Annotated in this window: 8 protein-coding genes; 4 read left to right on the forward strand and 4 right to left on the reverse strand. The window is 35.3% G+C overall.

Features of this window, described 5'->3' with window-relative positions; genetic code table 11:
- The coding region (locus KBJ98_RS14370) for a methylmalonyl-CoA mutase family protein (RefSeq protein ID WP_210791674.1) at positions 1 to 3,165 on the forward strand (3,165 nt) is incomplete at its 5' end.
- Positions 3,166 to 3,442: 277 nt separating this feature from the next.
- Positions 3,443 to 4,309: an alpha/beta hydrolase gene (locus KBJ98_RS14375; protein ID WP_210791675.1), complete on the forward strand. Its 867-nt coding sequence runs from the start codon at positions 3,443 to 3,445 to the stop codon at positions 4,307 to 4,309.
- Positions 4,310 to 4,400: 91 nt separating this feature from the next.
- Here the strand turns inward: KBJ98_RS14375 and KBJ98_RS14380 are convergent, their stop codons facing one another.
- Both KBJ98_RS14380 and KBJ98_RS14385 read right to left on the reverse strand, forming a co-directional pair.
- Complete coding sequence (locus KBJ98_RS14380) at positions 4,401 to 4,970, reverse strand: DUF1543 domain-containing protein (RefSeq protein WP_210791676.1); 570 nt, start codon at positions 4,968 to 4,970, stop codon at positions 4,401 to 4,403.
- 154 nt (positions 4,971 to 5,124) lie between these two features.
- On the reverse strand, positions 5,125 to 8,499 hold the full coding sequence (locus KBJ98_RS14385) for a T9SS type B sorting domain-containing protein (protein ID WP_210791677.1): 3,375 nt from the start codon (positions 8,497 to 8,499) through the stop codon (positions 5,125 to 5,127).
- Positions 8,500 to 9,035: 536 nt separating this feature from the next.
- Between KBJ98_RS14385 and KBJ98_RS14390 the strand changes: the two genes are divergently transcribed.
- On the forward strand, positions 9,036 to 9,533 hold the full coding sequence (locus tag KBJ98_RS14390) for a hypothetical protein (protein ID WP_210791678.1): 498 nt from the start codon (positions 9,036 to 9,038) through the stop codon (positions 9,531 to 9,533).
- A 52-nt stretch (positions 9,534 to 9,585) separates the two neighbouring features.
- On the opposite strand, the gene KBJ98_RS14395 is transcribed toward KBJ98_RS14390, so the two are convergent.
- Entirely contained in the window at positions 9,586 to 10,530 is a 945-nt protein-coding gene (locus tag KBJ98_RS14395) for a TerC family protein (RefSeq protein ID WP_210791680.1), read from the reverse strand.
- Between the two features lie 156 nt (positions 10,531 to 10,686).
- The gene (locus KBJ98_RS14400) at positions 10,687 to 11,700 is read right to left on the reverse strand and encodes a glutamine synthetase beta-grasp domain-containing protein (protein ID WP_166136859.1); all 1,014 of its coding nucleotides are present in this window, start codon (positions 11,698 to 11,700) and stop codon (positions 10,687 to 10,689) included.
- Positions 11,701 to 11,959: 259 nt separating this feature from the next.
- On the opposite strand from KBJ98_RS14400, the gene KBJ98_RS14405 reads away from it, so the two are divergent.
- Complete coding sequence (locus KBJ98_RS14405; protein WP_210791682.1) at positions 11,960 to 14,149, forward strand: glutamine synthetase III family protein; 2,190 nt, start codon at positions 11,960 to 11,962, stop codon at positions 14,147 to 14,149.
- The last annotated feature ends 142 nt before the right edge of the window (positions 14,150 to 14,291 follow it).

Here is a 14,291-nt window from a genome sequence, read left to right on the forward strand (position 1 = left end):
GAAAAAGGAGCGGGTCAAATAAAAATATTTGGTGGCGGTGGTGGTGTAATCCTACCTTCTGAAATTGCAGAATTACAAGCTTACGGAATTACCCGTATCTATGCACCGGATGATGGGCGTGCCATGGGATTGCAAGGAATGATAAACGATTTAGTTCAAAAAGCTGATTTCCCAACAGGAAATCAACTGACTAATGAGTTGGAGCAATTGGAGTCGAAAAACCCTACAGCATTAGCGCGTATTATTTCTGCAGCCGAAAATTTCCCTGAAGTTGCCGCTAAAACTTTAGAAGCAATTCAAGAAAAAAATGCCAATAGCACGACTCCAGTTTTAGGAATAACAGGTACAGGTGGTGCTGGTAAATCATCTTTGGTTGATGAATTGGTACGTCGTTTCTTGATTGATTTTCCTGAAAAAACAATCGGTTTAATTTCTGTTGACCCATCAAAAAGAAAAACAGGTGGCGCACTTTTAGGCGATCGTATTCGTATGAACGCCATAAACAACCCTCGTGTTTACATGCGCTCTTTGGCTACACGTCAATCTAATTTGGCTTTATCAAAATATGTTGCCGATGCGATTCAAGTAATCAAAGCAGCCAACTACGATATTATTATTTTAGAAACTTCAGGAATCGGCCAGTCTGATACTGAAATCATGGACCACTCTGATGTGTCTTTATATGTAATGACACCAGAATTTGGTGCGGCTACCCAATTAGAAAAAATCGACATGCTTGATTTTGCTGATTTAGTAGCGATCAATAAGTTCGACAAACGAGGCTCACTTGATGCCTTGCGCGATGTTAAAAAGCAGTACCAGCGCAACCACAATTTATGGGATGCTGATTTAGATTCGTTGCCAGTTTTTGGAACTATTGCTTCGCAATTTAATGATCCAGGAATGAATACGCTCTACAAAGCCATCATGGACAAAGTAGACGAGAAAACAAATTCTGACTTAAAATCGACCTTCCAGATTACGCGCGAAATGAGTGAGAAAATTTTCGTAATTCCGCCACATCGTACGCGTTATCTTTCTGAAATTGCCGAAAATAACCGAAAATATGATGAAACTGCACTTACTCAAGTGGAAGTGGCTCAGAAATTATACGGTATTTACAAAACGGTAGAGTCAGTTTCAAATACGACTTTAGTGCTAAACAAAGCCGGAATTGATGATGCTTTTGTGAGTGCTAGTCAGCCAGAATCGCAACTCTTTTTACAGTTGTTGTTGAAAGAATTTGATCGTGTAAAGATGAATTTAGACCCGTACAACTGGGAAATCATTTTAACATGGAAAGAAAAAGTAGATAAATACAAAAATCCGGTGTATACCTTCAAGGTGCGTGACCGCGAAATTAAAATGGCTACGCATACAGAGTCGTTATCGCACACGCAAATACCAAAAATTGCTTTGCCAAAGTACCAAGCTTGGGGCGATATTTTACGTTGGTCGTTGCAAGAAAATGTACCAGGTGAATTCCCTTTCGCTGCCGGATTGTATCCTTTTAAACGTGAAGGTGAAGATCCATCTCGTATGTTTGCGGGAGAAGGTGGACCTGAAAGAACCAACAAGCGTTTTCATTATGTGAGTGCGGGATTACCTGCAAAACGTTTGTCTACTGCTTTTGATAGTGTGACATTGTACGGTAATGATCCTCACGTGCGTCCTGATATTTACGGAAAAATTGGAAATGCAGGAGTATCGATCTGTTGTCTTGATGATGCTAAAAAATTATATTCTGGTTTTGATTTGGTTCATGCTATGACATCAGTTAGTATGACTATTAACGGACCAGCACCTATGTTGCTTGGGTTTTTTATGAATGCAGCTATTGATCAGCAGTGCGAATTATACATAAAAGCCAATGATTTAGAAGCTGAGGTTACCGCTAAAATTGAAGCGATTTATAAAGAAAAAGGTGTAGCAAGACCGAAATATCAAGGCGAATTGCCAGCAGGTAATGACGGTTTGGGATTAATGCTTTTAGGTGTTACTGGTGATCAGGTTTTACCGCAAAATGTATATAACGAAATTAAAGCAAGAACTTTATCACAAGTTCGTGGAACGGTTCAAGCAGATATTTTAAAAGAAGATCAAGCACAAAACACTTGTATCTTTTCTACTGAATTTGCCCTCCGATTAATGGGTGACGTTCAAGAATATTTTATTGCTAAAAACGTTCGAAATTTTTACTCCGTTTCTATTTCAGGGTATCACATCGCTGAAGCTGGTGCAAATCCAATTACGCAATTGGCATTTACCTTGTCCAACGGATTCACTTACGTAGAATACTACTTGAGTCGCGGAATGAATATCAATGATTTCGGACCAAACTTATCGTTTTTCTTCTCAAATGGTGTCGATCCAGAATATGCAGTAATTGGTCGTGTAGCACGTAAAATTTGGGCGAAAGCCATGAAAAACAAATATGGAGCGAACGAGAGAGCACAAATGTTGAAATACCACATTCAAACCTCAGGACGTTCATTGCACGCACAAGAAATTGATTTCAACGACATTCGTACGACCTTGCAGGCTTTGTATGCGATTTATGACAACTGTAACTCATTGCATACCAATGCGTATGACGAGGCAATTACAACGCCTACGGAAGAATCAGTACGTCGTGCAATGGCAATTCAATTAATCATTAATAAGGAATTAGGTCTAGCCAAAAACGAAAACCCTATTCAAGGTGCTTTTATAATTGAAGAATTGACTGATCTTGTTGAAGCTGCAGTATTGTTAGAATTTGACCGAATTACAGAGCGTGGCGGTGTTCTTGGTGCTATGGAAACAATGTACCAACGTAGCAAAATTCAAGAAGAAAGTTTGTACTACGAAACATTGAAACATACTGGCGAATTCCCAATTGTGGGCGTAAATACATTCTTGAGTTCAAAAGGTTCTCCAACTGTAATACCTGCCGAAGTAATTCGTGCTACTGAAGAAGAAAAACAATATCAAATTGATATGTTGAATAATCTTCACCAATCAAATCAAGATAAAGTAAATGAACAATTGAACAGTATTCAAGAAGCAGCCATTAAAAACCAAAATTTATTTGAACATTTGATGGAAGCAACTAAAGTATGTTCGCTTGGGCAAATTACAGCAGCTTTGTTTGAAGTAGGCGGACAGTACCGCAGAAATATGTAAGCAGAGAACCACTTTTTGCGGAGCAAAAAAGTGTGTGAATCGCTTATCCCGATTTCTGTCGGGATCTCAGAGAACCACTTTTTGCGGAGCAAAAAAGTGTGCGAGTTGCTTATCCCGCTTTTGGGTGGGATTTTATCAAATAAAATTTAATTTAAGTCAAGCTTAATTGCAATAATAATTCAAAGGTCTTTCTTCACAGAAAGACCTTTGTTTGTTTTGTGGATATCTAAGTCAAATAAAAGTAATGTGTTATATTTACATATTAAACTTTATAACTATGAAAAAATTTCAAGTATTGCTGGTTTTCTGCTTGTTAGTGGTGACTATGAATATGTATGCTGCGAAGGTGGATACATTGCAAATTCCAAGCGTTGCCATGAGTAAAACCTATAAGGCTGCTGTAGTTTTACCTAATTCGTACGCAAAAAGCAAAAGTAATTACCCAGTTTTATATTTGCTACACGGTGCTTATGGACATTTTAATGATTGGCTGTCTAAAACTCCAGATAAAATGCTAGTTCATAATTTAGCAGATAAATACAACATTATTATCGTCATGCCCGAAGGCGAAACTTTTAGTTTTTACTTAGATAGCCCGGTTAATAAAGGCAGTCAATTTGAAACCTATATCACCAAAGAAGTAGTTCAAAAAATAGATCAAACCTATAGAACGGTAGCTGATAAAAAAGGTCGGGTAATTTCTGGATTGTCAATGGGAGGACACGGCGCTATGTATCTTTCAACAAGACATCCTGAATTGTTTAGTGCTGTGGGTAGTATGAGCGGTGCTCTTGATATGGGTAGTATTGTTACGCCTGAGAGTAAAGAGCGTGTGACCAAATTGTTAGAGCCTGTATTTGGGCCAAATGGTGCTCCTCAAGAAGTTTATGCTGCCAATGCGGTGATGAATATGGTTGATAAAATCAAAACTAATAAACTACCAACCATAATTGATTGCGGGGTAGATGACTTTTTGATAGAAACAAATAGAGAACTGCACCGCAGATTGGTCTATGCCAAAGTACCGCACGAATATATAGAGCGTCCAGGTGCACATACGTGGGAATATTGGGAAAGTGCTTTACCAACTCATTTGTTATTTTTTCAAGGAGTTTTAAAAAGTAATGGAGTTTTGATTCCGTAAATTAGCGTGATTTAGTTCTAAAAAAAGGTCTTTCAGAAATAACTGAAAGACCTTTTTTGTGGAGTCAAGTAAAAGAAAGTTTATAAAAGTATTACTTTAAACCACTAATTTTTACATAACCAATATGTAACTGATCATCTTCAATAACATTTTCCGATTTTGTTATTTTCAAACCGTAAAGTAATTTCGTTGTTGAAGGAAGCATATCATCTACTCGATAACGATCATCCACATCAACACCATATTTTTCGTCAATATGTGATTCCGCACCTTTAAAACCGCAATGTTTAAAAAAGGCGGTGGTTTTTGATTTTCGTGTTGCCAGTCCCAAGGTTTTAGCAACTGCAAGCATTTTGTAATGATATTCTTCAAAGTCATTTTCTTTGTAACCACCTAGATTGAGAAAAAATAATTTTTCTGTGCTACTTTCATCAGAATGTTCGCGTAGCACAATTTCAATATGGTGATTGTTTACGTGAGTCACTTCGCGCCAAGCATCAATATGAATTTTGCCTTTAGCTTCAGGCCAAAAAGCTTTCATTTGAGGAACTAAATCTTTGAGTGAAGTTCCTATTCCAAAAAAAATATCGTGCTGTTCTGTAAATCTTCCATCCGGCTTGCAGCCTAGCATGATCATGTATAATTTGTGTTTTGTATCCATAATTGAAAAGTTATTCTATCCAGATGAGTTTGTTTTTTTGCGCCGTAGGATTTGCCTTGTTTTGATTTATGTTTGGGTTGCATTTTTTATCAGAGCAAAAGTAAATTTAATATTTTTCTAGTCAATTTGTAAAACCACAGTTATTAGAATCGTGCTATCTTTTTAAACTAAAATGGCCTCGGTACTCTTTTCCATTTTCTCTAGTAACCACAAACCAGTAGTCATCAGATGAAAGGTTATTCCCATTGTGTTTACCGTCCCAAGAATCGGCATTTTGTAATGTTTTAAAAAGCTTACCATAGCGATCAAAAATATTTACTTTTAAATTTGGTTCTGTATTCGAGAATTTAATTGACCAAGTATCATTATGACCATCTCCATTTGGAGTGAAAAATTTAGGGTACATTAGTAAAAATATATTTTCTTGAGTGATTCCACACCCTTTTTTATCGCGAACATAGACCTTATAATCGCCACTATTTAATCCTGAAAAAATATTGCTATCTTGATAATTTACGCCGTCTATCGAAAATTCATAATTTCCAATGCCATTTGAATTTATTATAATAACGTTTTCCGCGTCAGTCCAGTCTTGAGTTTGGATATTAATTATTGTTGCGGCATTTGACAAAGTAACCGTGAAATTTTTTGTTGTAGAACATTTTTGTGTTCCATGATCGATTGTTGCTGTAACATAATAATTACCTGGTTGTGAAATTGTAATTGATTGTGAGGTAGAACCATCGGACCACAAATAGCTGTAGGAATTATTATTAGCATTAATGATGACACTTTCGTTTTGGCAAAGAACTACTGTATCTGAAATCGTTTTTAAAGAAGGAGTTTCTAAAAACGAAAAGTTTATTTGGGCAATACTTCTGCAATTATTTGGAGATTCTATTGATACATATACAAAAGGCTGTTTTTTTTGTAACTCAAAAGTTTTAAAATTATAAATTTGATTACTTAAGTTTAAATTTTGAGCATCTGTCAAAGATAAAAAGTAATAGTAATTATGATTGGTATAATCTGCTGTTAGGTAAGCATTATAATCTGTTAAATTTATTCGTTCAATTTCGTTATTATCAATATCACAAATGTTTGCATGGTAGTCAGAAACAACTGGGCTTGGTAGATACGTTGAGTTGAAATTTACATCAAGAGATTGTGAATAACAATTATTCTTTTTTACCAGTAATGTATAGTTGAAATTGCCGGATAGATTTGATAAAGTGTTATCTGATGACCAAGTAATACCATTGTCAAAGCTATAAAGGTCAGCTAGAGTTGTTATGGAGATATTACCATAAGTATTACAGCCAGCGTCAGTTATTTGGTATGTTGGACTTAATTCTATAAAATCTCGAAGATGAACAGTTATTTGGTCGGATTCACAATTAACACCATTCCGAACTTTTAGTTGATAGTAATTAGCAGAAAGTTGATTAAAAAATGCAGTGCTAGACCAAGTAACACCGTTATCTATGCTATACTCTTGTGCTTGGGTTAGGATTTTAATACTGCCGTTATTTCCACAGCTTGGATTACTAATAAAATATTCAATTTTAACACTTGATTTGTAAGCCTCTAAAAAAACAAGTTCTCCTACGGAAGTACAATTTTTTGCATCTTTTATTTTTACGATGTGATAACCTGGCTGTAAATTTGTTGCAATGTTGTTGCTTGACCAAGTGTTTCCATTGTCAAAGCTGTATTGCTCCGCTTGTGTTACTACTGAAATTGAACCTAGTGATCCGCAACTAGGTTGTGTGAAATTAACTGTAGGTTTTTCTATATTATCTTCCCCGACAAAAACAATGCTTACTTGAGAGATGCAATTAAATTGATTTCGGACCATTACGTAGTAATCTCCAGAACTTAAATTAGTAAATTTTGAGTTGGTGGACCAGTTGACACCACCATCTATGCTATACTCATGGGCAAGTGTAGAAAAGCTTAAAGTACCACCAACACCGCATCCTATATTCGTAGTAGTTGCCTGTGGCTGAGGAAGTCTGAATGGTTGCATTGCAATGTGTTTAGGTATGCTTATGCATCCCAACAAAGTTTTAATTCTTATTTTATAATCAAAAGAAGGATTTGGTGGTAAGTTTTCCAGGGTCGGATTTGTTGTCCAAGTCACACCATTATCAAAACTATAGGCTAATGCTGGTGTCGTTACTGTAATTGATCCATTTGATTGACATCCTGGCTGAATTACGGTTAACTCTGGCTCCGTATAAATAGTTGCAATAGGTGGAAAAATAAGTGTAACATATCGTGCACTTGATATACATCCATTTTTTTTAATTAAGATTTGAATTGGATTATAAGATGCATTTAAATTTTCTTTTGAGGGGCTTGTTGACCAAGTAGCACCATTATCAAAACTATATTCATCTGCTGGTGTGGTGATCGTTATAGTTGTTTCACCAGGAAAGCAAGGCGATTGGTCAATTGTATAATCAGGAATATCAAGCACGGTGTTCACATTGTAAAAAGGACTTATTTTACACAACCCAGATTTGCTAATCTTTACTTGATAATTCCCAATATTAGTTGTTTCATTAGGTACGCTTATTGTACTATTTGTAGCTCCAAAAATTGCAATTCCATTTTTATACCATTGAAAAGAATAGCCTCCGCCGATATTTGAATCAATACTGGCATTCAATTTTAATGTATTTTCACAGAAATTACCAGTTGGGTTAATTTTTAACCCTAAATTGGAGCTAGTGTTTAAAATGAGGTTGTCAAGATAAAAATACGGAAAACAGGCCATGTAGCTGCTTTCATCGGAATATGTGTCAGGTAGGTTGTTTGGAGCCCCCAACATGATCGAATTTACATTTATTGAAGGGGTAAAAATAATGGTTAATTGATTCCAGGTTTTTGAAGGTAGGTATGTTGCGGTTCCTAATGCTTGCCAGCCCGGTGGGAAATTGTTTGTGCTTGGTGGTGTACTCGTGTCGCAGTCTGCTCTTCCGTACAAAGTAATTTCAATTTTCCCAGCGTTCAATATGCCGTCATTGCAAACTTGACCGATATTTGGGCCGGTATCAATAATTCTGCCAGATGTAGAGGAGGCGATGTCAAAATTTAACTGATATTTAGTACCGGCTACTAGCGTCATAGTTGTACAGCTAGCGATAAACTCTTTATAATCTTGTGAAACTAATATTCCAGCAACGCCATTACCATTAGAGGGGGGGAGAGGATAAATTCCAGCATCTGTTGCAGATGCTGGTACAAAACCACAAGAATTAATATAATCTGAAGTTCCTGAGCTCGGTAAAAACCAATTTGTAGCGGCATTAAATTGTGCAAAATTATTTGGACAAAAGTTCTTTTGTTCAAAATTATGGTTTTTAAGGAAACTAGAGCTAATTGTGTTTTGACAAGCACAGTCGGTATCATTCAAATCAATTTTGCCATCTGAATCATCATCAATGCCGTTTTCACAATTTTCTTGTCCGAAAGAATGAGAGCTTATTAAGACAAAAAAAAGTAAGAAAAATAATTTCCGCATAAACATGTTTTGTTTCAACTTTTTAAATTTCGAGCCACAAATACCAATATCAAATTAGTGCTGACAATGTTCATGTACTTCACTTATATTGCTAAATTGGTAGCATTGTGCTAAGATACTGTTTTTTGTGTAGGAAAAACGTGAGTTCAGTACGTTTTATCTTATTTTCAGAAACTACTAATTCAAAAACTATTTTTTTTCAATTGATTTGGGGTGGTTGTTTTTAATTAGTTAACTCAAGAAGTTAAAATATTGCACTACTATTTTAAAGAGCAGGAGTATTATTTGAAAAAAAGGGATTTAGATCTGTTTTTCTACATTTTTTTTGGTTTAAGTGGCTTGTGGGAATGTTTAATTTGGAAGTAAATATCATTTTATAAAAAAAAATAAAGCCTTGGAAGAAGTCAAAGTATTGAAATTATTAATAAAATTACTTGCAATAAATGTCAAGCTGCGTTTGCTTGATCTTTAAAATTAAAGTTTGGCATAGTTCATGAATAGTCATTTTCAACACAAACCATAAAAACATAAAGATCATGAAAAAAATTACCTTATTGTTGGTTTTCATCGGGATGATTACACTAACAAGCTGTGAAGTTACAGAAATATATGATGAGACGGATGCACCAAGAACAGAAGTATTTGAAGTAAACACTTCATTTAATAGATTGAATAATTACGAAAGAAGAGTGATTTTTGATCCACCAATATATTCGTCTGATTCCGTTTTGGTATATCACCTGTATGACGTAGTAAATGGCCAAGATGTTTGGAAATTAATGCCGCAAACCTATTATTTCTCCGGAGGAGATGAATTAGATTTTAACTTTGACTATACTAGGTCTTATGTTGATATTTACCTTTCAGCTAATTTTGATTTGAATTCTTTGTCGCCTGATTGGACTCAAAATCAAACCTTTAAAATTGTAATTATCCCTGACGGTTTTGCAAAAACTATAGATAAAAATAATATGAGTGCGGTATTGTCTGCTCTAAAGGTATCACAAGCTGATGTTAAGATGATCAATTTGTAATTCAAATTACAATTATAAAAAAAGGAAATCTCTCGATTTCCTTTTTTTATTTTTACTCTGATTGTTTTGCTTTTTGTAGCGAAACAATTATCCCTACGCCTAAAGCCACGGCTATAAAAGCTAACGAAACCCATTCAGGCAATTTTATAAAATCATGAGCAATCATTTTAACACCTACAAAACTCAAAATTGCAATCAAGCTGTATTCTAAGTAGCTAAATTTAGCCAGCATATTGGCAAGGAAAAAATACATAGAACGCAATCCTAAAATAGCAAAGATATTCGAACTAAAAACTAGAAAAGGATCATTGGTAATAGCTAAAATAGCCGGTACACTATCTATTGCAAAAACAACATCCATCACCTCTATTACAACTAGTGCTACAAAAAGTGGGGTTGCAGCAGTAATGTGTCTTCTTTTTACAAAAAAATGTTCCTCATCAATATGATTCGAGATTGGCATTATTTTTTTTAGACTCTTGTAAACGAATGATTTTTTGGGTTGAAATTGCTCGTCATCGCCACTAAACAACATTTTCATCGCTGTATAAATCAAGAATGCACCAAATATATAGGTCATCCATGAAAACTTATTAATCAGCATTACACCAAAAAAGATCATTAAACCTCTAAAAATAATGGCTCCAAGTATACCCCAAAACAATACGCGGTGTTGGTATTTTTGTGGAATTTTGAAAGCTGCAAAAATAATGGCTATCACAAAAATGTTGTCAATACTTAACGAAAGTTCGATTAGATAGCCTGTTATAAATTTCATTGCAGCTGCACTAGGTTTAAGTGCATCTGGGTTGGGAATATAATTGGTGGTATAAAGCCAGTAAACAACTCCGGAGAAAAGAAACGATAATGTAACCCATATTCCAGTCCATTTCCCAGCTTCTTTTGAGCTAATGATATGTGGGTTTTTATTAAATACTCCCAAGTCTAATGCTAAAAAAACGAGAACTGCAGCTAAAAAAGTGATCCAAACAATCATAAGTTTTATTTTAAAATGTAGCACAAAGATAGTTCGAGAATCTTGAAACAAGAATAGTATTGCAGATAAAGTTGAGGGCTAAATATTAAAAGATAGTTAAAAAAAAATGCCCTCAGTACAGAAGGCATTTTAGTTCAAAAAATATAGTGTTCAAAATTATAAAGCAGAGTTTACTGTTTTGATAATTCTAGCTGCAATTTTATATGGATCACCGTTTGAAGCTGGTCTACGATCTTCAAGCCATCCTTTCCATCCTTTTTGAACGGTCATCAATGGAATACGGATTGAACATCCTCTGTCAGATACTCCATAAGAGAAATCGTTGATTGAAGCGGTTTCATGTTTTCCGGTTAAACGCTGGTCGTTGTAAGCTCCGTAAACCGCGATGTGCTCTGCAGTTACAGGTCTGAAAGCTTCACAAATTTTTTCGTATGTTTCTTGAGAGCCACATGTTCTTAAAACTTCGTTAGAGAAGTTGGCATGCATACCAGAGCCATTCCAATCAGTATCTCCAAGTGGTTTTGGGTGGTATTCAATGTAATATCCGTATTTTTCAGTCAAACGATCTAGTAAGTAGCGCGCTACCCAAATTTCGTCACCTGCTTTTTTAGCACCTTTTGCAAATAATTGAAATTCCCATTGTCCGCAAGCAACTTCTTGATTGATTCCTTCAAAGTTAATTCCTGCAGCAATACAAAGATCAGCATGCTCTTCAACTAATTTTCTTCCGTGAGTGTTTTTTCCGCCTACTGAACAGTAGTACATTCCTTGTGGTGCTGGATAACCTCCAATTGGGAAACCAAGAGGCAATAGTGTTTTGGTATCCATAATAAAGTATTCTTGCTCAAATCCGAACCAGAAATCACCATCATCATCAATAGTAGCTCTTCCGTTTGAAGGATGTGGTGTACCATCTGCATTCATAACCTCTGTCATTACTAAATAACCATTGATACGAGTAGGATCTGGATAAATTGCTACTGGAACTAATAAACAATCAGACGAACCACCTTCGGCTTGTCTCGTAGATGAACCATCAAAAGACCAATTTCCAAGTTCTTCTAAAGTTCCTTGAAAGTTTTCATGCTCTTCAACTTTTGTTTTACTTCTAAGATTTTGTGTTGGTTCATAACCGTCTAACCAAATGTACTCTAATTTTATTTTCGCCATGACAATTTAAATTACTTCGTGATTATTAATGGTACAAAATTAAAATAATTTTTTTAACCGTAAAATTTAGGGGGTTGTTTTTGTAATTTAATATGTTATTTTTTGAATATGATTATTTTTGATAGGGGTAAAACTATATATTGGTAATTTTATGGGGGCTAAATATAGAATTCTATAAATGCTGAATTAAATTTTCAAACGAAATTGCTTATATTTGACCTTTATCAAAATCAGGAATACTAATTTAAACAAGAACAACATGCCAACATTACGTTTTCAAGCTTTAAGAGAAGCAGCTACTAGAAAGCCCGTTCAATTTGATGAAACAGGAAAAAAATCAGTCATTTTTGGTTCGAATGTATTTAATGACAAAGCCATGAGACAATTTTTGACCTCAGATGCTTTAAAAGGAATACAAAATGCAGTGCAACATGGTACTAAAATTGATCGCAAACTAGCAGATTATATTGCCATGGGAATGAAAGAATGGGCGCTTTCAAAAGGAGTGACGCATTACACGCATTGGTTTCAACCTTTGACAGGAACAACTGCTGAAAAACATGATGCTTTTTTTGAAACCTCTTTTGATGGTAGTGATCCGGTAGAAAAATTTGGTGGTGCGCAATTGGTTCAACAAGAGCCTGATGCCTCTAGTTTTCCTAATGGTGGTATTCGAAATACTTTTGAAGCTCGAGGATATACTGCTTGGGATCCTACTTCTCCGGCCTTTATTTTTGGAACAACCTTATGTATTCCAACTGTGTTTATTTCTTATACAGGGGAAGCTTTAGATTATAAAACACCTTTGCTTCGTGCGCTTATGGTTATGGATGAAGCCGCTACTGAGGTTTGTAAATATTTTGATAAAAATGTAAAAAAAGTTACTGCCACTTTAGGTTGGGAACAAGAATATTTTCTGATAGACCGCGCATTAGCTAATTCGCGTCCTGATTTGATTATGACCGGACGAACACTTTTAGGACATACATCTGCCAAAGGACAGCAGTTAGACGATCATTATTTTGGATCGATTCCAACGCGAGCTCTTACCTACATGAGAGATTTGGAGCAAGAATGCATGTTACTTGGCATTCCAGTTAAAACTAGACATAACGAAGTAGCGCCAAATCAATTTGAATTGGCTCCTATTTTTGAAGAAACTAATCTTGCCGTAGACCACAACTGTTTATTAATGGATGTGATGCAAAAAGTTGCGGAGCGTCATGATTTAATGGTGTTGTTCCACGAAAAGCCTTTCAAAGGTGTAAATGGTTCAGGTAAGCATAACAACTGGTCTTTGGCTACAGATACAGGAGTTAATTTATTGAGCCCGAGCAAAACACCAATGAGTAACCTACAGTTTTTAACTTTTTTCATAAATACGATAAAAGCAGTTAATGATAACGAATCCTTGTTAAGAGCCGCTATTGCATCAGCAAGTAATGATCATAGGCTTGGAGCCAATGAAGCACCACCAGCCATAATTTCGGTTTTTATAGGTGAACAATTGACCAAAGTTTTGGCCGAGTTAGAAGGTGTTACCGCAGGCAAATTATCACCTGAGGAAAAAACAGAGTTAAAATTGAATGTAGTTGGTAAAATCCCAGATGTACTTTTAGATAATACAGATAGAAACAGAACTTCTCCGTTTGCTTTTACAGGAAACAAATTCGAATTTAGAGCAGTAGGATCAACAGCCAATTGCTCTAATGCAATGACTACCTTAAATGCTATTGTTGCTAAGCAGTTGCGTGACTTTAAAGTTGAGGTTGATGCATTGATTGATTCAAAGGATATGAAAAAGGATGATGCGATTTTTAATGTATTGCGCGAGTACATCAAGCAATCTAAAAAAATCCTTTTTGAAGGCGATGGCTATAGTGAAGAGTGGGAAGTTGAGGCAAAAAAACGCGGGTTGAGTAATTTTAAAACTACGCCAGAAGCTTTAAAAGCTAGAATTTCAAAACAATCTTTAGACTTGTTCTCAGAGTTAAACATCATGAATCACGTTGAACTTGAAGCACGCTACGAGATTGAATTAGAAGAATACACCAAAAAAATTCAAATAGAAGGGAGAGTTTTAGGGGATATTTCTAAAAACCACGTGATACCAACGGCAATTCGTTATCAAAATACTTTGATTGCCAATGTAAAAGGTTTGAAAGATATTTTTGGTGCTGAATTTGAGACTATAGCTAAGGAGCAAATCATATTAATCAAAGAAATTTCAGGTCATATTGAAGGCATCAACTCAAAAGTAGAGGAAATGACAAACGAAAGAAGATTAGCCAATACGTTAACCAACGTACAAGAAATGGCTGAAGCGTACTGCAATAATGTAAAACCTTACTTTGAAATTATTCGCAATCACTGTGATAAATTAGAGTTACTTGTTGATAATGAAATTTGGACACTGACCAAATACCGTGAACTGCTGTTTACAAAATAATTTAATTTACATTTTGACCGGAAAGCTCCTCTACTAAGAGGAGCTTTTTTTAGTTTCACAACTTGTGGGATTGTGCTCTCCAAAGTTTTTTTAGGTAGAAGTCATCATTTTATATTAAGAAATGTTTAATTATATATTATCA

The organism is Flavobacterium erciyesense, assembly GCF_018069925.1.
Classification (GTDB): Bacteria; Bacteroidota; Bacteroidia; order Flavobacteriales; family Flavobacteriaceae; genus Flavobacterium; species Flavobacterium erciyesense.

What these genes read in the sequence shown, in the direction of transcription:
- KBJ98_RS14390 (WP_210791678.1), top strand. Translation starts at nt 9,036, where the DNA reads ATGAAAAAAATTACCTTATTGTTGGTTTTCATCGGGATGATTACACTA.
- KBJ98_RS14405 (WP_210791682.1), top strand. Translation starts at nt 11,960, where the DNA reads ATGCCAACATTACGTTTTCAAGCTTTAAGAGAAGCAGCTACTAGAAAG.
- KBJ98_RS14380 (WP_210791676.1), bottom strand. Translation starts at nt 4,970, where the DNA reads ATGGATACAAAACACAAATTATACATGATCATGCTAGGCTGCAAGCCG.
- KBJ98_RS14375 (WP_210791675.1), top strand. Translation starts at nt 3,443, where the DNA reads ATGAAAAAATTTCAAGTATTGCTGGTTTTCTGCTTGTTAGTGGTGACT.
- KBJ98_RS14400 (WP_166136859.1), bottom strand. Translation starts at nt 11,700, where the DNA reads ATGGCGAAAATAAAATTAGAGTACATTTGGTTAGACGGTTATGAACCA.
- KBJ98_RS14385 (WP_210791677.1), bottom strand. Translation starts at nt 8,499, where the DNA reads ATGCGGAAATTATTTTTCTTACTTTTTTTTGTCTTAATAAGCTCTCAT.
- KBJ98_RS14395 (WP_210791680.1), bottom strand. Translation starts at nt 10,530, where the DNA reads ATGATTGTTTGGATCACTTTTTTAGCTGCAGTTCTCGTTTTTTTAGCA.